Here is a 19,469-nt window from a genome sequence, read left to right as displayed (position 1 = left end):
GCGCCTCGATGTGTCGAGTTCGCGCCGACCGTCCGACACCCTCTCCGCGATGGATACGGTCCCAGGACCCGGCGGATCTGCCGGCGAATGAGGAGACGTCGTGAAGAGTTCTCTGTGATTCGGGTCCGGTCTCGCTGTCGTCGCGCTGGCGCTGACGCCGGTTCTCGGGGCGCAGGTGGCCTCGGCCGCTCCGATTCAGCCGAACAAGAACTGCGAGGACGAGTTTCAAGGGGGGTGCGTGAAGTGGTACACCGGCGTCTCGACCTGCGATCACATCTTCGAGACCAGTGCCCCGGAATATCGCAAGAAGGACTGCGCGGTCTGGGTCACGACGGGGACGATGCACATCGAGCGATGAACGATGGTGGGCCGCACGACCGCCTCATCGGCGGTACTCGTATCCGTGCTGCTCCTCGTGGGCTGCACCGAGCCGGGAGGCGATCAGGAGGCCGCTCCCTGTGTCCCGCTCGAGCGCACGTGGAACGACTACGCGCCGGAACTCGATCCCGTTCTGCGTCCACCGTTTCGCGAAGCCCTCGAGGGCTTCGACGAGAGCTCCTCGAACTCGATCGCGTCCGACGCTGCTCGTCTCGCCACGAGCAATCTGCTCTCCGCGATCTCCGGGGATCGACGAGCGAGCGAGTACTTCTGGAACGCCATGGACCTGATCGGCCGTGAGTGCGCCGAGGCGGGAGTCCCGCTGTCGTTCGACCACCACGGCGAGCAGCTGACGACGGGGAGCAGCGCCGACCACGGGCGCCCGCCCTGGGTCGTCGATCCGCCGCCTCAGTCGGAGAGCGGCACGATCGAGCCGACGATCCCGGAGTAGCTCACGTAGTAGAGGACGCCGTCGCGGTGGAGGACGCCGCGGCCGGGGTAGCTCTCGTCCGGTCCGTCGGGCCCGTCGAGGAAGCCCGGAGCCGCGGTGTCGTCGGCGGTGAACCCGTCCGCGAGGAGCGCGGCGCTCCGATCCGGCCACTCCGCGTCCGGGACCGCCAGCTGCCCGACCACGACCGACACGTCGCCCTGGCCGCTCCACCGGCAGAGCACCCCGTCCTCGGCGATCTCCTGCACGACGGGGTAGTCGACGTCGTAGACCGTCGCCTCGGGCGAGAGGGCGAGACCGTCCTCGGCGAGCGACGCCTCCTCCTCGGCCGTGAGCAGGTCCTCGCAGGGGAGCAGGGCGGTGGCCGGGGTCGCGGTGGGCAGCGGAGTCGCGCTGCCGGCGCTCGCGGTCGGCACGGCACTGCTCGTCGTCGGTGCGCTCGAGACCAGCGGTGGAGCGGTCGTCGGGGCGGTCCCCTCGTCGGCGCTTCCCGTGCAGCCGCTCAGCGCGAGCAGCCCCGCCGCGCAGGCGAGCAGCGCACCGGCGCCCCTCGCGGTCGTCGTCCGGATCATCGCGAGCCCCCTCGTCCGCGGCGGCCGCGTCGCCGCCCCCTCGATCCTCTCCTCCGCCCTTGTCGGCTGTCCACCGCCCCCAGCCGGCGCCGGGGGCGACTACCGCTTCGGCCCCGCGCCGATCGCCCAGACCCGCGGCGGCACGGTGCCGTTGACCGCGTGGTCGCCGACGATCCGCGCCTTGAACACCCACGGATTGTGGCTCGCGGCCGTGCGCGCATTGCGCCAGTGCCGGTCGAGGTTCTTGCGGGTGCTCACCCCGGAGGCGCCCAGCGCGTCGAAGAGGTCGGAGGTCGCCCGGGTGGCCAGTTGCGTCAGGACGATCTGGGCCTGCGCCGTCTCGAGCTCTGCGAGGTCGTTCTGCCGCTCGTCCTCGAGCGGGTCGCCGTCGAGGGCCGCGTCGTGCGCCCGCTGCAGCGCGACCGCCGCGCGCTCCACGATCGCCGCTCCCGCATAGGCGGCGGCCGAGACCTGTCCCACCACCTGCAGGATCTGCGGATCCGCCGCGAACGACTCGGCGTTCCCGTGCGAGAAGATCCGGGTCCGCGCCCGCACCTCGGCTGCGATCTCGCGCTCGGCCCCCGCGATCGAGCCCGCCAGCACGGCCAGCAGCACCGCCTGGTAGAACGCGGTCTGGTAGCGGAACCGGGTCTCGAAGTCGATCACGTCCTCGGCCGCGACCACCGCCTTCGTGAAGGTGCTCGTCCCCGAGCCTGTGGTGCGCTGGCCGAAGCCGTCCCAGTCGTCGGCGTGCTCGACGCCCGCCTGGCGAGCGTCGACGATCGCGATCACCTTCTGCCCGGTGTCGGTGCGCTGGGCGAAGGTGTCGATCCAGTCGGCGAAGACGCTGCCGGTGGAGTAGTACTTCGTGCCGGTCACCGTGAACCGCGTCGGGTCGCCCTCGACCGGAGCGACCTTCGTCTGCACGTCGCCGATCGCGACCGTGCCGACCTCGGTCCAGGCGTTGCCGCCGAGCTCGCCGTCGGCGAAGCGCCGGAGCCAGCGCTCGCGGGTCCCGTCGGTCGCGAGCAGCCGGTCCTCGACCAGGGCGAAGTGGCCGCGGAGCGCCTGCGGGAGGTTGGAATCGGCGGCGGCCAGCTCCGTCAGCAGGCGGAACAGCTGGGGGAGAGTCGCGCCGGCCCCGCCGGACTCCAGCGGCACGCGCACCGCGCCGAACCCGGCCTCCGCCAGCGCTCGGATCTGCGCGACCGGCAGTTCGCGTGCGCTCTCCCGCGCCGCCGCCCCCGCCGCGATCTCGGCGAACAGCGGCCGGAACCGCCCCGCCAGCTCCTCGTAGTCCACCTCGGGCACGGCCCGCAGATCGGTCGCGGTCATCTCGTCGGCTCCTGTTCCGCTGCGCCCACCCCGGGCGGCTCGTGCTCGACGGTAGGGGAGGAGCCCGGTCCGCGGTCCGCCCGTGACGCCCGGTGTCCCTCCGTGACCTCCGGTGTCCCTCCGTGACGCCCGGATCGGGGAATGCCTCGCCCCCGGGGCTGTTGGCCCAGGGGATGTCCTCCACCACTCCCGTCCCCCCGTCCGACCCCCGCAGCGCCCTCGTCGTCGGCGCGACCGGCATCGGCGGCTCCGCCCTCGTCGACCTGCTGGCCGAGCAGGGCTGGCCGGTGACCGCCCTCTCGCGCCGCCCGATCGACGCGCGCCCCGGCGTCACTCCGCTCGCCGCCGACCTGCGCTCCGCCGAGGACCTGGCCCGCGTGCTCGCCGACCAGCGCCCCACGCACGTCTTCTTCACCGCCTGGTCCCGCCAGGCGACGGAGGAGGAGAACATCGCGGTCAACGGCGGCATGGTCCGCGACCTCCTCGCCGCGCTCGCGCACGCTCCCGTCGAGCACGTCGCGCTGGTGACCGGCCTCAAGCACTACCTCGGTCCGTTCGAGGCGTACGGGCAGGGCACGATGCCCGACACCCCGTTCCACGAGGAGGAGGAGCGCCTCGATTCCCCGAACTTCTACTACGCGCAGGAGGACGAGCTCTTCGCCGCGGCCGGGCGCGCCGGGTTCACCTGGTCGGTGCACCGCTCGCACACGGTCATCGGGCACGCGGTCGGCAACGCGATGAACATGGGGCTGACCCTCGCGGTCGCGGCGTCGATCCACCGTGCCGAGGGCACCCCGTTCGTGTTCCCCGGCTCGCTGACGCAGTGGAACGGACTCACCGACATGACCGACGCGACGATCCTCGCCGAGCAGATGCTCTGGGCGTCGACGTCGGAGGCGGGCCGAGACCAGGCCTTCAACGTGGTCAACGGCGACGTCTTCCGCTGGCGCTGGATGTGGACCCGGATCGCGGAGCACTTCGGCGTCGAGCCGGTCGGCCCGGGGGAGGAGCCGCAGCCGCTCGAGCAGCAGATGGCCGGTGCCGAGCCCGTCTGGCGGCGCCTCGTCGACGAGCACGGGCTGATCGAGCCCGACCTCTCCCGCGTCGCCTCCTGGTGGCACACCGACGCCGACCTCGGCCGGAACCTCGAGGTCGTCACCGACATCGGCAAGTCCCGCCTCGCCGGCTTCACGGCGTTCCACCGGACGGTCGACTCGTTCACGGCGCTCTTCGACCGCTACCGCGCGGAGCGCCTGATCCCCTAGCGGTTCGCTGCGGCGCCCCTCGCGATGAGCACGTCCGGCGAGAGCTGGTGGCGCACGAAGCGGAGGGTGAAGCTGCGGCGGTCTCCTCCGGAGACCCGCTCGGCGAGGACGCGGATGCCGAGGACGGCGACGACGCGCCACTGCTCGGTCTCGTGGGCGACGACGGCGCAGAAGAGGTCGCCCGGGCGCACCTCGTCGACGGTGGTGGTGAGGCTGTTCGTTCCGTGGGTCATCTGGCCGCTCCTGGTTCCGGCGGACCTCGCGGACGGCGCTTCGGGTGCGCCGCGCAGCCGTCCGCCGGTCGCTCGAGAGGGGGGCCCGAGCGGCCGGCGGCCGGTCATGCGTGCGACAGCAGGGACGAGCCCGCCGGAACGACCCCGTGCCGCAGGAGCAGTGTAGGACTGCGACCCTGACCGTGGCGCGGAATGTCAACCACTTGCGAGCGCGCTCCCGGGGTTCTCACGCCCGGAGACGACAGAACCCGCCTCCCGGGCGGGAAGGCGGGTCGTGTCGGTGTGCGGCGGCGGAGCCTGATCGGGAGCGGCTCAGGCGCGGAGGGTCAGGCGGCGGGCTCGGCGCGGCGCAGCGGAACGGCGGCGTTGCTCGTCGGCTCGGGCACGATGCGGAGGCCGGCGCCGCTGTTGGCGCGCTCCATCAGGGCCTCGACCCACTCCGGGTTGATCGTGGGCTGGCGGCTGCCCTTGAACTCGAACTGGATCGGGATGGTCGGGTGCATCCACACGCCGCGGCGGCCGGTGCCGGCCTGGGGGCTCGCGTCGAGGGTGAGCAGGAAGCGCTCGTCGCGGCGGAACTTGTTGATGATGACGATCTGGAGGTGGGCGAGGGCGCGGTCCTCGACCTCGATGGCGGCGGGGGGAGTGCCGTACAGGATGTTGCCCATGGTGTGCTCCGATCTGACGTGCGAGTGGCTGACGTCCGTCACTCTATATCGCTAGAAAGACTTCCTACTAGTTGAGCTAGCTACTTACGTCGCGGACTGCGTTTTCTGTCCATCGCCGCCGGACGCCTCGATTCTCCGACGGATCCGGGGCGCGGCAGAAGACCCTCGGAGTGAACTCCCGGGGACGCGCGGCCACGGCCGCGGGGACGCCGGTCAGGCGCGGCGCTGCTCCAGCACGCCGTCGGCGTACTCGCCGATCGGCTCGCCCGCGAGCTCCTGGGCGGCGTCGACCGTCTCGGAGTCGGCCGGGCGCTCGACGATGTCGCGCATCGTCTGCAGGAAGCGGATGACGGTCCCGGCCTCGGAGGGGTTGAGCGTCTCGGCCGCCTCGAGCATGCGGCGGTGCATCTCGTCGAGCGTCTCGCGCACCTCGCGGTGGGAGGTGGGGGTGGCGACGATGCGGATGGCCCGGCGGTCGCTCGGGTGCGGCTCCCGGACCACGTGCCCGCTCTTGACCAGCCGGTCGATCAGCACGGTCGTGGAGGCGGAGGAGATGCCGAGGTAGGAGGCCAGGTCCTTCGGGCTGACGTGCACGCCCTTCTGCTGGCGGCGCATGAGGAACTGCACGGCCAGCAGGTCGTTCTCGCCCATGCCCATGGATCCGCGGGTCCGGCGGCGCATCGCGGCCTCTGCCGTGCGGAAGGCGCGCATCGCGGCGAGGACCTCCACCGCTCCGGGCTCGGTCGCCTCACCCGAGAACCAGAAGGCCCCGGGTCGCTTCAGCGTGACCTCATCCATGCCGAACAGTCTAGACAGTCTCGTAGCAAGAACATCTAGACAAGCCAACCTCCCCCGAGGTGCTTGCCCGAAAGGGCGGCGACCACTACGAAGGGACTACTAGTTAGACGAGCTAGTGACTCATTCGCGAAGGGAGCTGCCCGTGCTGGACGAACTCGACCGCCTGCAGCCGCTCCCCGCCGACGTCGTGGACCCGCTCGTCGGCTCCACCCTGGCCGGTCGCTACCTCGTGCTCGAGCGGGTGGGGGAGGGTGGCAGCGCCGTCGTCTACCGCGCCCGCGACCTCCGCCTCGCCCGCCAGGTCGCGGTCAAGGTCCACCGCGACGTCCCGGACACCCCCAACGAGCGGGCGCGTCGCGAGCGCGAGATCCGCTTCCTGATCGACTCGCGTCACGCCTCCGTGGTGGACGTCCTCGACCAGGGCGAGATCCCCGGCGAGGAGGGCGACCTCGCGTTCCTCGTCCTCGAGTACTTCGACCGCAGCGACCCGGCGGCCGACTGGTTCGGCTCCGGCGACCAGCGGCTCGTCGCGGAGGTCGGCGCCCAGGTGGCCGACGCTCTCGCGCACCTGCACGCGCAGGGCGTCCTCCACCGCGACGTGAAGCCCGAGAACGTCCTCGTCCGCTCGCGCGCCACCGCATCCGGCTTCTCCGCGCACGAGGCCAAGCTCAGCGACTTCGGGATCGCCCGCTCGGTCGACGACGCCCGGCTCACCCGCTCCGACGTGCTGGTGGGCACCGCCGCGTACCTCAGCCCCGAGAGCCTCGGCTCCGGCCCGGTCGGACCGGCGTCCGACGTCTACTCGCTCGGGCTGGTCCTCCTCGAGGCCGTCTCGGGCCGCAGGGCCTACACCGGCACGACGCTCGAGATCTCGATCCAGCGCCTCCACCACGCGCCTGTCGTCCCGGACACGGTCCCGGCGGAGTGGCGCGAGCTGCTGACCGCGATGACCGCTCTCGATCCGGCCGACCGCCCCTCCGCCGAGGAGGTGGCACGCCGGCTCTGGGCGCGCCTGGCCGGCGGCCCCGCCGCCGCCCCCTCCCGCAGCGGAGTCACGGGCACGGTCGCCCTCGTCGCCGCGGGCCTGGTCGGCGCGGTGACGGCCCTCTCGCTCACCGGCTGGCTAGGCTGAGCGCCCCGAGCGGTCCTCGTCCGCTCAGGTTCCTCGCGAGCGTGCTCCCGTAGGCTCCGGGCGACCCTCGACCGACCCCGAGCCGCGTCGCCGCGGACCGAACGGAGCCGATCCCATGAGCCCGCGCCGCCTCTTCCGCCTGCTGTCGATCGTCGAGGCGGTGACCTGGACTCTCCTGATCGTCGGGATGCTGCTGAAGTACGCGGCCGGAGCCGGCGACTGGCCGGTGAGCGTCGCCGGGCCGATCCACGGGTTCGCGTTCCTCGCCTACGGAGCCGCGGCCCTGGTGCTCGCGGTGAACCAGCGGTGGTCGGCGGGCGCGACGGCGCTCGCGGTCGTCAGCGCGGTCGTGCCCTACGCGACGGTGCCGCTGGAGCGCGGCTTCGAGCGCCGCGGCCTGCTGGAGGGCCCGTGGCGGACGCACGCCACGGACGACCCGCGCGACCGGCGCGTGACGAGCCGGCTCCTCCGCTGGGCGCTCGGGCGGCCCGTGCTCGCCGGGGCGCTGGTCCTGGCTCTGGTCGCGGTCGTCTTCGCGGCGCTGCTGGTGGTCGGCCCGCCCGGGGGCGGCGAGGCCTGATCCGCGCGCGGCGTACCTCAGACGGGGCGCGTCTCCGCGTCGATGAGGATCTCGGCGGCGCGACGCGCGTGCAGGGCGGCCTCCGGGGTTCCGGCGATGGCCGCGGTGGTCTGGGCGCCCTCGGCGAGGATCGCGAGCTGCGCGGCGAGCTCGGCGCCGCCTCCCGCCTCCTCAGCGAGGGTCGCGAGGAAGCGCTGGAACGTCTCCTTGTGGTCGCGCGCCATCTCGGCGACCATCGGGTTCGACGAGCCGAGCTCACCGAAGGCGTTGATGAAGCCGCAGCCGCGGAACGAGTCCTCGGAGAACCAGTCGAAGAGGAAGTCGTAGATCGCGAGCAGCTTGCCGCGAGGTCCGTCCGCCGCGGCGACCCGGGTGGTCACGCCGAGGGTCCACTGCTCGTGCCGGCCGTGCAGGACGGCGACCACCACCGACTCCTTGCTCGGGAACTCCGAGTAGAGGCGCTTCAGCGAGACGCCCGCGGCCGTGCGGAGCTCGTCCATCCCGACGGACTGGATGCCGCGCTCGTAGTAGAGGCGGTCGGCGGCCGCGAGGATCGCCTCGCGGGGAGGGCGCTCGTCGAGGATCGGGGACATCCCTCCATGGTAGGCGGTACCAGAACGGGCGTTCTCGGTCGGCTGCCGCGCTCGCCGCAGGGGGTCCGGGGGTCGGACGCTGCTGCTAGCGTCGCGCTCGGGTGCGCAGGCGCCCGGGGACGGGAGGCGGACGCATGGTCGTCGCGATGCAGGCCGAGGGATTCGACGGGCCGGAGGCGCTGCGCGCCGTCGAGGTCGATCCGGGGGAGCCGACGCCCGGCAGGGTGCGGATCGCGGTGCGCGCCGCGGGCGTGAACCCGGCCGATGCGAAGCTCCTGCGCGGGATGTTCGGGCGCGGTCGGGTGCCGGTCCGGCCGGGCAGCGAGGTCTCCGGAGTCGTGACCGCGGTCGGCGAGGGGGCCGAGGGGCCGCTCGGCCCGATCCGAGTGGGCGACGATGTCGTGGCGTTCCGGGTCTCCGGCGGCTACTCCGCCGAGCTGCTCGCGCCCGCGAGCGCGGTCCTGCCCAAGCCCGCCGGGCTCGGCTGGGCGGCGGCCGCGGGCCTGCTGCTGGCCGGGACGACCGCCGAGCACCTCGTCGAGGCCACCCGCGTCTCCTCCGGGGACACCGTCCTGGTGCACGGGGCGAGCGGGGCCGTCGGCTCGCTCGCGGTGCAGCTCGCGGTCGCCCGCGGAGCACGGGTGCTGGGCACCACGAGCGAGCGCGGCGAGGAGGTCGTCCGCCGCTTCGGCGCGGAGCCGGTCCGCTACGGCGCCGGGCTGGAGGAGCGCGTGCGCGCCCTGGCCCCCGGCGGCGTCGACGTCGCGCTGGACACGGCGGGCACCGACGAGGCGCTGGACGCCTCGGTGGCTCTCGTCGCCGACCGCTCGCGCATCGCCACTGTGGCCGGCTTCGAGCACGCCGCCCGCCTCGGCGGGATCCTGATGCTCGGCGGCGGACCGGGAGCCGATCCCGGCACCGCGCTCCGCGACGCCGCCCGGCCGGGCCTGCTCGACCGCGCCGGTCGCGGGGAGCTCGAGGTCGTGCTCGGGCCCTCCTTCCCGCTGACCGAGGCGGCCGCCGCGCTCGCCCTCGTCGAGTCGGGCCGCGCGCGCGGCAAGACGGTCCTGCTCCCCTGAACGAGACGTCCTCCCTCGACCTGCCGGCCCTCGGGCCCTTCGACTCCGCCGGCGCCGCGAGCCTCCTCCGCAACCACGCCCTCCCCGGAGTGGAGCGGGTCTCGGCCGACGGCCGGCGCCTGGAGCGCCTGCTCACCCTCGACGGGGCGCCGCGGCCGATCGTGCTCGAGGTGACGGAGACCGGGCTGCGGGTGGAGGCGGAGCCGGACGTGCTGACGCCGGCGGCCGCGGTCGTCCGTGCCTGGTTCGACCTCGACTCCGACGTCGTGGCGATCGGCGCCGAGCTCTCGCGGGACCCGCTGCTCGCCCGCTCCGTCGCGGCCCGACCGGGGCTGCGCGCGACGCAGTACCCGGAGGCGTTCGAGGCGGCGGTGATGGCGGTCCTCGGCCAGCAGGTGTCCGTCGCCGCGGCCCGGACCTTCGGCGGACGGACCGCCGCGGCCTTCGGCGCCCCGGGGGAGCGCGGTCTGCTGGCGTTCCCCGAACCCGCCGCCCTGCTCGCGCCGGAGTTCGAGGCGCTGCGCTCGGCGATCGGGATCACCAACGCCCGGGCGCGGACGGTCCGTGCCGTCGCCGAGGCCTTCGCCGCCGGACCCGTGCTCGACCGCGCGGGCGACCTGCCGGAGCAGCGGCGCGCGCTCCTCGCGATCCCGGGCATCGGGCCGTGGACGGCCGACTACCTCGCGCTCCGGTTCCTCGGCGATCCGGACGCCTTCCCCGCCGGCGACCTGGTGCTGCGGAAGGCGCTCGGCCGGGTGAGCACGGCGGAGGCGGAGGCGGCGTCGCAGGCGTGGCGGCCGCACCGGGCGCACGCGGCGTTCCACCTGTGGGCGAGCACCGGAGCGGTCTGAGCGGGCGGACGACCCGAGTCGAGAGGCCGCGCCCGGACCGGCGGCCGGGACCGGCCGCCGACGGATCAGGTCAGGTACTCGACGTCGTCGTACAGGATCGGCGCGTCCTCGGCGTCCGGATCCTCGACCGGGACGTCCTCGTGCTCGAGGATGACCGCGACGCCCGGGGAGACCAGCACGCAGACCTCGCGCTCGCCGGCGACCGTGAAGCTCACCATGTCGCCGCGGTTGCGCACGGCCTCGACCAGGCGCTTCTCGAGCTCCTCGGTGTCGAGGGAGACGGCGAGGAGGAAGCGGCGGCCGTCGATGCTGAGCGTGGTGCGCCGCATCGTCGCCTCGGGCTCGGGAGGCGTGCCCCGTCCGCCGCGGCCCGGCGTGACCGCCTTGACCCGCAGCGACGAGGCGTGCATCCGGATGACGGCGTTCACGAGCCCGCCTCCGGGCGCGACTCGTGGTGGCGGCGGCCGCCGGAGCGGCGGTCCTCCTTCATCTCGGACTCGAAGAGGTGGCGGCGTCCGCCGGCGAGCTCGTCGCGCGCGGCGCGCTCCTGCTCCCGGAACGCGGCGTAGTAGGTGTCGTCGTAGTCCTCGACGATCTGGAAGGTCCAGCGCCCCTCGATGACGTTGCGGCCGACGAGCTCGGCCTCGATCCGCTCGGCGGTCGCGGCGTGGCCGGCCTCGCGCAGCGCGTCGACGGCCTCGCCCAGAGCGAGGTCGGCTGCGCCGGTGAGCCGGTGGAAGCCGTAGAGCAGACCGCGGGCGTGCTCGACCGTCTCGAGCGCCTCCGAGAGCTTCCCGAGCGCCGCCACGGTGGCGTCGTCGAGACCCTCCGGGCGCAGGTGCGCGGAGTCGGGGTGGTCGTGTGAGCTGCTCATCCAGGTGAGCTTAGGCCGACCTAAATGCTCTGTGACCCCCTTGCGCCGCCGCCGGGAATGGTTCGTGCCCGGAGCGGCAGGGCGGTCAGGTGCACGTCGCGGAGCACTCCGTCGTCGGCGACGGCGGTCAGGAAGGTGCAGGCCGGCTGGCGCCTCCGATCCGTCGGGGAGCCCGGATTGAGCAGGCGGAGACCCGCCGGGGAGACGGTGTCCCAGGGGATGTGGCTGTGCCCGAAGACGAGCACGTCGGCACCCGGATGGGCGGCGTCGGCGCGGGTCTCGCGGCCGGTCGCCGCTCCGGTCTCGTGCACCACGCGGACGTCGAGGCCGGCGATGCGGGCGCGCGCGACCTCGGGCAGGCGGGCGCGCAGCGGCTCCGGATCGTTGTTGCCCCACACGGCCAGCAGGAGCGCCGCCCGCTCCTCCAGCGCGTCCAGCGTCGCCTCGTCGACCCAGTCGCCCGCGTGCACGACCAGGTCTGCCTCGTCGACCGCGCGCCACACCTCGTCCGGGAGGGCCTTCGCCCGCTTCGGGAGGTGCGTGTCGGCGAGCAGGAGGAGGCGGACCGGACCGTCGACCTCGGGTGGAGAGCCGTCGGGGCCGGGCTGGAGCAGGGGCATCAGCGGGCGGGGCCGGGCGTCGGCTCCACTCCGCCGTCGGCGCCGGGCTCGGTCGCGGTCCCGGAGCTGCGGAGGCGGGTGTCGAGCGCCTCGAGGTCGGCGGCGAACCAGAGGTGGTCGCCGCGGTTCGACTCGATGACGAAGGCCTGCAGCGCGCTCGACTCCGCAACCGGCCCGCTGACGTCGCCGAGGATCACCAGCCGCTTGCCGTACGAGACGAACTTCTGCACGAACTCGCCGGCGATGCCGGAGCGCAGGCGGAGGAACTCGGGGTCGAGCCGGCCGACGGGCACCACGATCGTCTCGACGTCGCCGCCGTAGGTCTCGCCGATCAGCGCGATCGCGTCGTCCGGGGTCGAGAGCGCGCCTCCGTCGTCGTCGACGAGCAGGAGGGGGACGCCCTGACGGGTCTCGGTTCTCATCGGGCCAGCCAATCACGTCGGCCGGGGAGAGGCGAGCAGTGCCGTCCGGGCCTCCGCTCGGATCGTCCATTCCTGGGCCGGCCGTGCTCGCGGGGACAGCCGATCGGGCGTCCGGACGGGCAGCCCGCACCGCCGCTACGAGCCCGGCAGCTCGACGCGGCGCTTGAAGCCCACGTGCGAGTCGACGAAGCCCAGGCGCAGGTAGAAGCGGTGGGCGTCGGTGCGGGCGGCGTCCGAGGTCAGCTGGACGAGCGGCGCGCGGAGCTGGATCGCAGCGACGTCCAGCACCCAGCGCATCAGGGCCGTGCCGATCCCGGCCGACCGCTCGGCGCTCGCCACCCGGACCGCTTCGACGAGCAGGCGGGAGCTGCCGCGGCGCGCCATCCCGGGGATCACGGTCAGCTGCAGCGTGCCGACCACGGCTCCGGCGCCGTCCACCGCGACCACGAGATCGTTGCCCGGGTCCTGCGCGATGCTCCGGAAGGCGGCCTCGTAGGCGGCCCCGTCCTCCTCGGCGGCGACGTCTCCGCGCCCGGCGCTGATCGGGTCGTCGGAGAGGAGCCGGACGAGCGCGGGGAGGTCGTCGAGCACCGCACGCCGGAGGAGGAGGCTCCTCTCCCCGGGGCCGGCGTCGCAGGGGAGGGTCAGGTCGGCGATCATGCCCTCATCCTCCCTCTGCTCCACGGCAGGAGCGGTCGTCGGAGGCGGGCAGGACGCGGCTGAGAGCGGCAGGGGGATCCTGGTGCCCGGTCCGCACGTCCACGCGCCGCGTGCCGCAGCCGGCGCAGCGGACGTACACGACGACGCCCTCGCTGGTCCGGTGGGCCGACTCGGTCGTCCAGCCGTGCTCGTGCGGATCGACGGCGGGGGCGAGCGGCTCGGAGGGGTGCGGGGAGGGTGTGGAGGTGCGCATGGGAGCCACTGTGCTGTCATGGTCTTATGCAGCTCAACCCTTACGGCGAGTACGCGGTCCTGCTCGCCGCCTCCCTCGCGAACGACTGGCCGTCCGACCGCGAGGGCATCGAGGCGCGCACGCGCGAGTTCGGCATGACGATGGCCTTCGAGTCCGGCCCGGACGACCACGCCAGGACACGCGACGTGATCGACGAGTGGCTCGAGGTGGTCGACGCGCCGACTCCGAGCGACCGGGCGACGTCGCTGAACCGCCAGATGGCCGCGATAGCCGCGTATCCGCGCCTGACCGACCACGACGACGAGGGCTGGCACCTGCACTACCGCGACCAGGACCAGTCCCTGGCGCACGTCCTCCACGCCGTCATCGCGGTGGGCACGGCGCTGCACCTGACGACCCGGGGGATGAGCCGCCTCCTGCGGTGCGAGGCCGGTCGGGCGTCGGGCGACCACTGCAGGAACGTCGTCGTCGACGTGACGCGGAACGGCCGGCAGCGGTACTGCTCCGTCCGCTGCGCGAACCGGGCCGCGGTCCGGCGGCACCGCCTGCGGCACGCGGAGTGAGTCCGCGCGGCCCCGTCACTCCGCCGCGTCGCCGCCCGGCTTCATCCAGAACGGGGAGTAGTGGTAGCCGTCGAGGTCGTCGAACTGGCGCTGGTACATGAAGGAGTAGTCGTCGGTGTCGCCGATCCGGCCTCCCGCGGCGGCGGCCCGCTCGACGAGCTCGTCGACGGCCTCGCGGCTGTCGAGGACGAACGAGACGGTCACCTTCGAGGGGGTGCCGGGGGCGCCGATCAGCTCCTCGGTGGCGCCGACGCTCTCGTACATCGCGCGGCTCGCGAGCATGACGGACGTGCCGGGACCGATCGCGAAGCAGGAGACGTCCTCGCGGGACATCTCGGCGTTCAGGGTCCAGCCCAGCGCGGTGTAGAAGGCGGTGGCGCGCTCGACGTCGTCGACCGGGCAGGTGATGAAGAGGCTCATGCGCTCACCCTCGCCACCTGCGGGCGGGCCGTCAAGAGCTCCGCGAGGGAACTCCGGACGGCCCGCCGGGACTCAGCGGAACGACCGCAGCCGCAGGCTGTTCAGCACGACGAAGACGCTCGAGAACGCCATCGCGGCGCCGGCCACGAGCGGCCCCAGGAGTCCGGCCATCGCGAGCGGGATCGCGGCCACGTTGTAGGCGAAGGCCCAGAAGAGGTTGCCCCGGATGACCGCGAGGGTGCGGCGCCCGAGGCGCAGGGCGTCGGGCACCCGGCCGAGGTCGTCGCCGACGAGGGTGATGTCGCTCGCCTCGATCGCCGCGTCCGATCCGGCGCCCATCGCGATCCCCACGTCCGCGGCGGCCAGCGCGGCGGCGTCGTTCACACCGTCGCCGACGAAGGCGACGTGGCGGCCCTCCGCACGGAGGCGCTCGATCACCGCGAGCTTCTCCTCCGGCAGCACCTCGGCGACGACCTCGTCGATGCCGACGGCCGAGGCGACGGCCTGCGCCGCCCGCGGGTTGTCGCCGGTCAGCACCATCACCCGCAGGCCCCGCTCGCGCAGGGCGCGGACGGTGCGGGACGCCTCCGGCCTCGGCTCGTCGCGGAGGACCGCGAAGCCGCGCAGCGCCCCCTCCCAGCCGACGCCGACGACGGTGCCGCCCTCGGCGGTCGCTCGCTCGGCGCGCTCGGCGAGACCGCCCGGCGCGAAGCCCCACTGCTCCTCCAGCCAGCGCAGCCGGCCGGCGACGACCAGGCGGCCCTCGACCCGGGCGCGCACGCCGAACCCGGTGCTGGAGCGGAATCCGGTCGCCTCGGGGACGTCGAGGTGCGCGGCCCCGGCCACGATCGCTGCGGCGAGCGGATGCTCCGACCCGCGCTCGACGGCGGCGAGCATCCGCAGGCTCTCGTCGTCGCTGGACTCGACGACCTGGAACGCGCCGGTGGTGAGCGTGCCGGTCTTGTCGAGCACGACCGTGTCGATCCGCCGCCCGGCCTCGAGCACCTCCGGCCCGCGGAGGAGGATCCCGAGCTGGGAGCCGCGGCCGGTGCCGACGAGGACGGCGGTCGGGGTGGCCAGGCCCAGCGCGCACGGGCAGGCGACGACGAGGACGGCGACGGCGGGAGAGACGGCGGCGGCGAGGTCGGCGCCGGCGATCAGCCAGCCGGCGAGGGTGGCCAGGGCGAGCACCACCACGACCGGCACGAAGACGGAGGAGACGCGGTCGGCGAGCCGCTGGACGCGCGCCTTGCCGGCCTGCGCGTCCGAGACGAGGCGGCCCATCCGCGCGAGCGTGGTCTCGGAGCCGACGCGGTCGACGCGGACGGTGAGCAGGCCGTGCGCGTTGAGCACTCCGCCGGTCACGGTCGAGCCCGGGCCGACCTCGATCGGCACGCTCTCGCCGGTGAGCATGCTCGCGTCGATCGCGCTCGAGCCCTCGAGCACGGTGCCGTCGGCGGCGACGGTCTCGCCGGGGCGCACGCGGAGGACGTCGCCGACGGCGAGCGAGGACGCGGGCACGCGCTCCTCCTGTCCGTCGGCGGCGACGCGCACGGCGTCCTTCGCGCCGAGGCGGAGGAGCGCCCGGAGCGCCGCACCGGCGTCGCGCTTCGACCGCGCCTCCAGGTAGCGGCCGGCCAGCACGAGGACGGGGACGGCGGCGGCGACCTCGAGGTAGATCTCATCGTGGCCGGAGCGGCTGCCCAGCAGCTCGAACGGCATGCTCATGCCGGGCCGCCCGGCATCGCCGAGGAACAGAGCCCAGACCGACCAGGCGAAGGATGCGCCGACCCCGAGGCTGATCAGGGTGTCCATGGTGGTGGAGCCGTGCCGCAGCGCCCGCCAGGCGTTGCGGTGGAAGGGGAGCGCGCCCCAGACCGCGACCGGTGAGGCGAGGGCGAGGCACAGCCACTGCCAGTTCGCGAACTGCAGCGGCGGGATCATCGAGAGCAGAACCACCGGCACGGCGAGCAGGGCGGAGACGCGGAGCCGGGTGCGCAGGGCGCGCCGCTCGCGGTCGTCGTCGCTCTGCTCCTCCTGCTCCTCCGCGGGAGCCGCCTCGCCGGTGGAGGGGACCGTCGCGCTGTAGCCCGCGGCCTCGACGGCGGCGATCGCGTCGGCCGGAGTCGTGCCGGGCGGGAGGGTCAGCGTTGCGCGCTCGAGGGCGAGGTTGACGGTCGCGTGGACTCCGGGGAGCGCGTCGAGGCGCTTCTCGACCCGCGCGACGCAGGAGGCGCAGGTCATCCCTCCGATGGCGAGCTCGAGCGGGGTGCCGGTGGTCTCGGCCACGTCAGCTCAGGGGAGCGAGGCGGTAGCCCGCGTCGGCGACGGCGGCGGCGATCTCCTCGCGGCCGAGCGGCCGGGAGGAGCCGACCGTGACGGTCGAGACCCCGTCGGGGGCGAGGGACACGTCGACCGCCGAGACCTCGGGGTAGGCGGCGAGCTCCTCGGTGACGCTGCGGACGCAGTGCTCGCAGGTCATGCCCGCGACGCCGAAGCTCTGCACGGACGCGGCCGACAGGGAGCCCTGCGCCGGGTGGCCGCCATCGGAGCGGCCAGAGCCGTGGCCGCCGCACGCGCAGGCGCCGCCTCCGCCGCAGCCGCAGCCTCCCGTCGATCCGCTCGCGGTCAGGCCGAGGTCGATCCTGGTGCTCATGGGTCCTCCTGTGTCGTGCGTCCGGTCCGATCCGGTCGATCGGCCCGGTGGGCGTCCGGGCGGCACGCCAGTCGCGGCATACCCCCGGGGGGTACTCCATGGTAAGCCCGCCGAGCCCTCTCGGCAAGGCGGGAGGGCGGAGGAGGGATGATCTCAGGGGCGGCTCGGAGCCGCGCGAGGAGGGAGGGGCGCATGGATCCCGCATCGACGCCGCACTGGGGCGAGCCCCCGCCGCGCAGGCCGCCGGCGGTCCCGCTGCCCCCGCGCACGCGGTTCGAGCCGACCGCGGTGCTCGCCGCGCCCCTGCCCGCCCCGGCCGCCGTCCGGGCCCGGGTCCGTCAGGCCGCCCGGAGCGGCAGCGCCGGCTGGCGGCGCTCGCCGCCGTCACCGAGGGGTTCGCCGTCCTGCGCACTCCCGAGCTCGCCCGGGCGCTGCGCCGGATCGCGGCACCCGCCTCCGCCTCTCCGGCCGCCGCCGCCGCGGTGCTGGCCGTCGGCCGCGACGGACTCGAGCTCGCCGCCGAGCGCGCGGACGCCCTGCGCATCGCCGAGTGGGATCGGATCGTGTCGGTGGGCGTCGGCACCTCGCCCTCGGGTGCCCACCGGGTCCGCGCGCTGGTCCTGGCGGTCCTCGCGCCGCCGCCCGCCTCCGCCGTCCTGCGTGCGGCGAGGCGGCGCCCGCGCACCGTCCTCGTGCCCCTGGTCGTCGCCGCCCCGGCCGCCCTCGGCTGGCGCGTGGCCGACGACCGCACGTTCCTCCTCGCCCTCGACCGCCTCCAGCGCGCCCTCGAGGAGCGTGCCCGGTGAAGGCGCGGTTCCGCTTCGCCCTCGCGGCCGTCGCCGTGCTCGGCCTGGGCCTGGCGCTGCGGTTCGTGCTCACGGGGCTGCTCGCCGACCTCGCCGGCGGAGTGGCCTACGTCGTCCTGGTGGCGCTGCTGATCGCGGTGCTCCTGCCGCGCATCCCGGGCGTGACGGCTGCCGGGATCGCGCTGGCCTGGTCGATCGCGATGGAGCAGCTGCAGGCGATCGGAGTCGCAGCGCGCCTGGTCGAGCTGTGGGCGCCGCTCCGCCTCGTCGTCGGCACCACCTTCTCCTGGCTCGACATCGCGGCCTACGTCCTCGGCGCGGTCGTCGCCGCGGCCGTGCACCTCGCCGTCGCTCCGCGCGAGCAGTCCGCCTGACGGGAGTCCGCGCCCCCGTCTTCTGTTCGCCCGTCGGCCGGGCTGCCGCGGGGCGTCCCGGCGTCCGCCGAGGCGCCGGCCTCGCCCACCGGACCGCCGAGGTGTTCGTGCGCTCCCCGAGGCGCCGCCGTCCCCGCGGTGCCTCGCCGGCGGACGCGGTGTCTCGCCGCAGGAGCGACGCCGACCGAGCAGCGACGCCGACCGCCGGAGCGGCGCGGTCCCTCCGCCCCCGCGCCCCTGATTAGGGTGAAGCCATGAGCGAGCCGGCACTCCCCGAGACGACGGCCCCGCGGGCCTCGGCCCCGCACGACCACCGCCGCGATCGGCGCATCCCCGAGCCCGTCGACCGGTTCGCCACCGGCGAGGAGTACCCCGAGTACCGCGTCGACCTGGAGCGGATCCGCTTCTCGCCCTACTTCGCCCGCCTCTCCGCGGTGACCCAGGTCATCTCGCCCTCGGGCGTCGGCCAGGTCGTGCACAACCGGCTCACGCACTCGATCAAGGTCACCGCGGTCGCCCGCGCGATCGCGATGCAGCTGACCACCACCGATCCCGCCCAGCGCGAGCTGGTCGAGCGGCTCGGCGGCTGCGACCCGGTGGTCGTGCAGGCCGCGGCCAGCGCGCACGACCTCGGCCACCCTCCGTTCGGCCACCTCGGCGAGCAGGCGCTCGACCGCCTCGCGCGCGAGCGGCTGGGGCTCGCGGAGGGCTTCGAGGGCAACGCGCAGTCGTTCCGGATCCTCTCCGAGCTCGACGTCTGCGAGACGGTGGAGGTGGGGCTGAACCTCACCGCCGCCTCCCGAGCCGCCGTGCTCAAGTACCCGTGGGGGCGGACGGTCCACCGCCCCGGCATCGACTCCGCCGACCCGACCGAGCTGCCCCGCGGCTCGACCGCCAGCCGGTGGGAGACCGCTCCGCCGAAGTTCTCGGCGTACACCCTCGACCTCGACGACCTGCTCGACGCCCGCTCCGGCTTCGCCGCGATCGCCCCCTGGCAGCAGACCCTCGAGTGCTCGGTCATGGACGTCGCCGACGACATCGCCTACTCGCTGCACGACCTCGACGACTTCTACCGCGCGGGAGTGCTGCAGCAGGCGGCCGTCGCCGTGGAGTTCCGCGCGTTCCTCCGCGAGCAGAACGCGCTCGCCGCCCTCGACGCCGAGGAGCTGTGGGCGCGCGCGCCCGGGCACTCGCTCGAGATGCTCCGCCGGAGGCTCGTGGCCCGCGACCCGTGGATCGCGAGCGACGAGCACTTCCGCGCCTCCGTGGAGAGAGTGTCGACCGAGCTGGTCGAGGGGCTCCTCGCGCTCCCCTTCGACGGATCGACGCGCACCGAGCGCGCGATCGAGGCCTTCGTCTCCTCCTGGATCGGCCGTCTGCAGCGCTCCGTGGTGGTGCTAGCCGAGCCGAACGTCCGCTCGGGCCACCTCTCCCTCCTCCCGGACGCCTGGCACGACGTGGCCGTGCTGAAGTTCGTGCACACCCGCTTCGTGATCGACCGGCCGGACTTCGCCACCTACCAGCGCGGCCAGTCGCAGGTGCTCGAGACGCTGGTGACCCACCTCGACGCCTGGCTCGAGGACCCGCGCGACGGCTCGCGGGCTCCGCAGAAGCTGCTCGACCTGATCGAGCTCGCGACCGACGGCTACTTCCGCCTGCGCGCCGACCACCCCGACTGGCTCCCGGCGGACGAGCGCGGCCGGCCGACCTCCGACCCGGCCGCGCTGCAGCGGCTCGGCCGGGGGCGCGGTGTGGTCGACTACGTCGCGACCCTGACCGATGAGCAGGCGATGGCGCTCGCCGCCCGCCTCCGCGGCGATCGCGAGCCGTGGGCGATGGGGACCTGACGCCCCGGCGGGTGGGTTGACACCGCGCGTCGCGTGTGGCAT

The 19,469-nt window shown here is 74.4% G+C and carries 25 protein-coding genes; 10 read left to right on the top strand and 15 right to left on the bottom strand.

Translation table 11 applies throughout. The annotated features are described in order from the left end of the window. The first annotated feature begins 361 nt into the window (after nucleotides 1–361). Nucleotides 362–829 carry a hypothetical protein gene (locus tag GTU71_RS09340; RefSeq protein ID WP_159939739.1) on the top strand — a complete coding sequence of 156 codons (468 nt, stop codon included), beginning with the start codon at nucleotides 362–364 and terminating at the stop codon, nucleotides 827–829. Here GTU71_RS09340 and GTU71_RS09335 read toward each other — a convergent pair. Together GTU71_RS09335 and GTU71_RS09330 are read right to left on the bottom strand one after the other, a co-directional pair. After that, nucleotides 787–1,398 carry a hypothetical protein gene (locus GTU71_RS09335; RefSeq protein ID WP_146079420.1) on the bottom strand — a complete coding sequence of 204 codons (612 nt, stop codon included), beginning with the start codon at nucleotides 1,396–1,398 and terminating at the stop codon, nucleotides 787–789. The genes GTU71_RS09340 and GTU71_RS09335 overlap by 43 nt on opposite strands. A gap of 99 nt (nucleotides 1,399–1,497) precedes the next feature. Beyond that, the gene (locus GTU71_RS09330) at nucleotides 1,498–2,733 is read right to left on the bottom strand and encodes an acyl-CoA dehydrogenase family protein (protein WP_159939738.1); all 1,236 of its coding nucleotides are present in this window, start codon (nucleotides 2,731–2,733) and stop codon (nucleotides 1,498–1,500) included. A 173-nt stretch (nucleotides 2,734–2,906) separates the two neighbouring features. Between GTU71_RS09330 and GTU71_RS09325 the strand changes: the two genes are divergently transcribed. Further along, a complete protein-coding gene (locus GTU71_RS09325; RefSeq protein ID WP_159939737.1) occupies nucleotides 2,907–3,998 on the top strand; it encodes an SDR family oxidoreductase in 1,092 nt (363 codons plus the stop codon). On the opposite strand, the gene GTU71_RS09320 is transcribed toward GTU71_RS09325, so the two are convergent. The 3 genes from GTU71_RS09320 to GTU71_RS09310 all read right to left on the bottom strand — a co-directional run bounded on the left by GTU71_RS09320 (nucleotide 3,995) and on the right by GTU71_RS09310 (nucleotide 5,697). Continuing rightward, complete coding sequence (locus GTU71_RS09320) at nucleotides 3,995–4,231, bottom strand: hypothetical protein (RefSeq protein ID WP_104225949.1); 237 nt, start codon at nucleotides 4,229–4,231, stop codon at nucleotides 3,995–3,997. The two genes, GTU71_RS09325 and GTU71_RS09320, sit on opposite strands and share 4 nt — an antisense overlap. Before the next feature lie 326 nt (nucleotides 4,232–4,557). Further along, on the bottom strand, nucleotides 4,558–4,899 hold the full coding sequence (locus tag GTU71_RS09315) for an ATP-dependent DNA ligase (RefSeq protein ID WP_104224199.1): 342 nt from the start codon (nucleotides 4,897–4,899) through the stop codon (nucleotides 4,558–4,560). A gap of 213 nt (nucleotides 4,900–5,112) precedes the next feature. After that, nucleotides 5,113–5,697: a MarR family transcriptional regulator gene (locus GTU71_RS09310; protein WP_104224167.1), complete on the bottom strand. Its 585-nt coding sequence runs from the start codon at nucleotides 5,695–5,697 to the stop codon at nucleotides 5,113–5,115. A 142-nt stretch (nucleotides 5,698–5,839) separates the two neighbouring features. Here GTU71_RS09310 and GTU71_RS09305 point away from each other — a divergent pair, with 142 nt between their 5' ends. Then, nucleotides 5,840–6,829, top strand: coding sequence for a serine/threonine-protein kinase (locus tag GTU71_RS09305; RefSeq protein ID WP_159939736.1), 990 nt, complete (start codon nucleotides 5,840–5,842; stop codon nucleotides 6,827–6,829). 115 nt (nucleotides 6,830–6,944) lie between these two features. Further along, nucleotides 6,945–7,409, top strand: coding sequence for a DUF3817 domain-containing protein (locus GTU71_RS09300; protein WP_159939735.1), 465 nt, complete (start codon nucleotides 6,945–6,947; stop codon nucleotides 7,407–7,409). Nucleotides 7,410–7,426: 17 nt separating this feature from the next. On the opposite strand, the gene GTU71_RS09295 is transcribed toward GTU71_RS09300, so the two are convergent. Continuing rightward, the gene (locus GTU71_RS09295) at nucleotides 7,427–8,002 is read right to left on the bottom strand and encodes a TetR/AcrR family transcriptional regulator (protein WP_104224170.1); all 576 of its coding nucleotides are present in this window, start codon (nucleotides 8,000–8,002) and stop codon (nucleotides 7,427–7,429) included. Nucleotides 8,003–8,136: 134 nt separating this feature from the next. On the opposite strand from GTU71_RS09295, the gene GTU71_RS09290 reads away from it, so the two are divergent. Then, a complete protein-coding gene (locus GTU71_RS09290; protein WP_244230515.1) occupies nucleotides 8,137–9,081 on the top strand; it encodes an NADP-dependent oxidoreductase in 945 nt (314 codons plus the stop codon). Then, complete coding sequence (locus GTU71_RS09285) at nucleotides 9,078–9,932, top strand: AlkA N-terminal domain-containing protein (RefSeq protein ID WP_308471227.1); 855 nt, start codon at nucleotides 9,078–9,080, stop codon at nucleotides 9,930–9,932. Before GTU71_RS09290 ends, GTU71_RS09285 begins: the two co-directional genes overlap by 4 nt. 65 nt (nucleotides 9,933–9,997) lie before the next feature. Here GTU71_RS09285 and GTU71_RS09280 read toward each other — a convergent pair whose 3' ends face one another. The 6 genes from GTU71_RS09280 to GTU71_RS09255 all read right to left on the bottom strand — a co-directional run bounded on the left by GTU71_RS09280 (nucleotide 9,998) and on the right by GTU71_RS09255 (nucleotide 12,761). Then, complete coding sequence (locus GTU71_RS09280; protein WP_104224172.1) at nucleotides 9,998–10,360, bottom strand: hypothetical protein; 363 nt, start codon at nucleotides 10,358–10,360, stop codon at nucleotides 9,998–10,000. After that, entirely contained in the window at nucleotides 10,357–10,806 is a 450-nt protein-coding gene (locus GTU71_RS09275) for a hypothetical protein (protein ID WP_104224173.1), read from the bottom strand. The genes GTU71_RS09280 and GTU71_RS09275 overlap by 4 nt, the downstream gene beginning before the upstream one ends. A gap of 20 nt (nucleotides 10,807–10,826) precedes the next feature. Further along, nucleotides 10,827–11,426 (bottom strand): metallophosphoesterase, encoded by a 600-nt coding sequence (locus tag GTU71_RS09270; protein WP_104257132.1) that lies wholly within the window; start codon nucleotides 11,424–11,426, stop codon nucleotides 10,827–10,829. Then, a complete protein-coding gene (locus tag GTU71_RS09265; protein WP_159939734.1) occupies nucleotides 11,426–11,848 on the bottom strand; it encodes a DUF4180 domain-containing protein in 423 nt (140 codons plus the stop codon). The genes GTU71_RS09270 and GTU71_RS09265 overlap by 1 nt, the downstream gene beginning before the upstream one ends. Nucleotides 11,849–11,983: 135 nt before the next feature. After that, nucleotides 11,984–12,508 carry a GNAT family N-acetyltransferase gene (locus tag GTU71_RS09260; protein ID WP_159939733.1) on the bottom strand — a complete coding sequence of 175 codons (525 nt, stop codon included), beginning with the start codon at nucleotides 12,506–12,508 and terminating at the stop codon, nucleotides 11,984–11,986. A 4-nt stretch (nucleotides 12,509–12,512) separates the two neighbouring features. Continuing rightward, on the bottom strand, nucleotides 12,513–12,761 hold the full coding sequence (locus GTU71_RS09255; protein ID WP_159939732.1) for a hypothetical protein: 249 nt from the start codon (nucleotides 12,759–12,761) through the stop codon (nucleotides 12,513–12,515). A gap of 26 nt (nucleotides 12,762–12,787) precedes the next feature. Here GTU71_RS09255 and GTU71_RS09250 point away from each other — a divergent pair, with 26 nt between their 5' ends. Next, on the top strand, nucleotides 12,788–13,324 hold the full coding sequence (locus tag GTU71_RS09250; protein WP_159939731.1) for a CGNR zinc finger domain-containing protein: 537 nt from the start codon (nucleotides 12,788–12,790) through the stop codon (nucleotides 13,322–13,324). Between the two features lie 15 nt (nucleotides 13,325–13,339). Here GTU71_RS09250 and GTU71_RS09245 read toward each other — a convergent pair whose 3' ends face one another. The 3 genes from GTU71_RS09245 to GTU71_RS16455 all read right to left on the bottom strand — a co-directional run bounded on the left by GTU71_RS09245 (nucleotide 13,340) and on the right by GTU71_RS16455 (nucleotide 16,400). Then, nucleotides 13,340–13,744 carry a VOC family protein gene (locus GTU71_RS09245; protein WP_159939730.1) on the bottom strand — a complete coding sequence of 135 codons (405 nt, stop codon included), beginning with the start codon at nucleotides 13,742–13,744 and terminating at the stop codon, nucleotides 13,340–13,342. 72 nt (nucleotides 13,745–13,816) lie between these two features. Then, nucleotides 13,817–16,033 (bottom strand): heavy metal translocating P-type ATPase, encoded by a 2,217-nt coding sequence (locus tag GTU71_RS09240; RefSeq protein ID WP_279631237.1) that lies wholly within the window; start codon nucleotides 16,031–16,033, stop codon nucleotides 13,817–13,819. A 1-nt stretch (nucleotide 16,034) separates the two neighbouring features. Beyond that, nucleotides 16,035–16,400 (bottom strand): heavy-metal-associated domain-containing protein, encoded by a 366-nt coding sequence (locus tag GTU71_RS16455; protein ID WP_104237794.1) that lies wholly within the window; start codon nucleotides 16,398–16,400, stop codon nucleotides 16,035–16,037. Between the two features lie 482 nt (nucleotides 16,401–16,882). Here GTU71_RS16455 and GTU71_RS09230 point away from each other — a divergent pair, with 482 nt between their 5' ends. From GTU71_RS09230 to dgt, 3 genes are all read left to right on the top strand, one after another. Then, on the top strand, nucleotides 16,883–17,206 hold the full coding sequence (locus tag GTU71_RS09230; protein WP_159939729.1) for a hypothetical protein: 324 nt from the start codon (nucleotides 16,883–16,885) through the stop codon (nucleotides 17,204–17,206). After that, nucleotides 17,203–17,580 carry a DUF2809 domain-containing protein gene (locus tag GTU71_RS09225; protein ID WP_104262387.1) on the top strand — a complete coding sequence of 126 codons (378 nt, stop codon included), beginning with the start codon at nucleotides 17,203–17,205 and terminating at the stop codon, nucleotides 17,578–17,580. Before GTU71_RS09230 ends, GTU71_RS09225 begins: the two co-directional genes overlap by 4 nt. A gap of 254 nt (nucleotides 17,581–17,834) precedes the next feature. Then, the gene (gene dgt / locus GTU71_RS09220) at nucleotides 17,835–19,427 is read left to right on the top strand and encodes a dGTP triphosphohydrolase (protein WP_104233447.1); all 1,593 of its coding nucleotides are present in this window, start codon (nucleotides 17,835–17,837) and stop codon (nucleotides 19,425–19,427) included. Nucleotides 19,428–19,469: the final 42 nt, after the last annotated feature.

Origin of the sequence: Rathayibacter sp. VKM Ac-2762, from assembly GCF_009866585.1 — a bacterium.
GTDB lineage: Bacteria > Actinomycetota > Actinomycetes > Actinomycetales > Microbacteriaceae > Rathayibacter.
This window is presented reverse-complemented; position numbering and strand designations above follow the sequence as displayed.

Bases quoted from the DNA above. Each gene is read 5' to 3' on its own strand.
- GTU71_RS09340 (WP_159939739.1), top strand. From the start codon at position 362: ATGGTGGGCCGCACGACCGCCTCATCGGCGGTACTCGTATCCGTGCTG.
- GTU71_RS09335 (WP_146079420.1), bottom strand. From the start codon at position 1,398: ATGATCCGGACGACGACCGCGAGGGGCGCCGGTGCGCTGCTCGCCTGC.
- GTU71_RS09330 (WP_159939738.1), bottom strand. From the start codon at position 2,733: ATGACCGCGACCGATCTGCGGGCCGTGCCCGAGGTGGACTACGAGGAG.
- GTU71_RS09325 (WP_159939737.1), top strand. From the start codon at position 2,907: ATGTCCTCCACCACTCCCGTCCCCCCGTCCGACCCCCGCAGCGCCCTC.
- GTU71_RS09320 (WP_104225949.1), bottom strand. From the start codon at position 4,231: ATGACCCACGGAACGAACAGCCTCACCACCACCGTCGACGAGGTGCGC.
- GTU71_RS09315 (WP_104224199.1), bottom strand. From the start codon at position 4,899: ATGGGCAACATCCTGTACGGCACTCCCCCCGCCGCCATCGAGGTCGAG.
- GTU71_RS09310 (WP_104224167.1), bottom strand. From the start codon at position 5,697: ATGGATGAGGTCACGCTGAAGCGACCCGGGGCCTTCTGGTTCTCGGGT.
- GTU71_RS09300 (WP_159939735.1), top strand. From the start codon at position 6,945: ATGAGCCCGCGCCGCCTCTTCCGCCTGCTGTCGATCGTCGAGGCGGTG.
- GTU71_RS09295 (WP_104224170.1), bottom strand. From the start codon at position 8,002: ATGTCCCCGATCCTCGACGAGCGCCCTCCCCGCGAGGCGATCCTCGCG.
- GTU71_RS09290 (WP_244230515.1), top strand. From the start codon at position 8,137: ATGGTCGTCGCGATGCAGGCCGAGGGATTCGACGGGCCGGAGGCGCTG.
- GTU71_RS09275 (WP_104224173.1), bottom strand. From the start codon at position 10,806: ATGAGCAGCTCACACGACCACCCCGACTCCGCGCACCTGCGCCCGGAG.
- GTU71_RS09270 (WP_104257132.1), bottom strand. From the start codon at position 11,426: ATGCCCCTGCTCCAGCCCGGCCCCGACGGCTCTCCACCCGAGGTCGAC.
- GTU71_RS09265 (WP_159939734.1), bottom strand. From the start codon at position 11,848: ATGAGAACCGAGACCCGTCAGGGCGTCCCCCTCCTGCTCGTCGACGAC.
- GTU71_RS09260 (WP_159939733.1), bottom strand. From the start codon at position 12,508: ATGATCGCCGACCTGACCCTCCCCTGCGACGCCGGCCCCGGGGAGAGG.
- GTU71_RS09255 (WP_159939732.1), bottom strand. From the start codon at position 12,761: ATGCGCACCTCCACACCCTCCCCGCACCCCTCCGAGCCGCTCGCCCCC.
- GTU71_RS09250 (WP_159939731.1), top strand. From the start codon at position 12,788: ATGCAGCTCAACCCTTACGGCGAGTACGCGGTCCTGCTCGCCGCCTCC.
- GTU71_RS09245 (WP_159939730.1), bottom strand. From the start codon at position 13,744: ATGAGCCTCTTCATCACCTGCCCGGTCGACGACGTCGAGCGCGCCACC.
- GTU71_RS16455 (WP_104237794.1), bottom strand. From the start codon at position 16,400: ATGAGCACCAGGATCGACCTCGGCCTGACCGCGAGCGGATCGACGGGA.
- dgt (WP_104233447.1), top strand. From the start codon at position 17,835: ATGAGCGAGCCGGCACTCCCCGAGACGACGGCCCCGCGGGCCTCGGCC.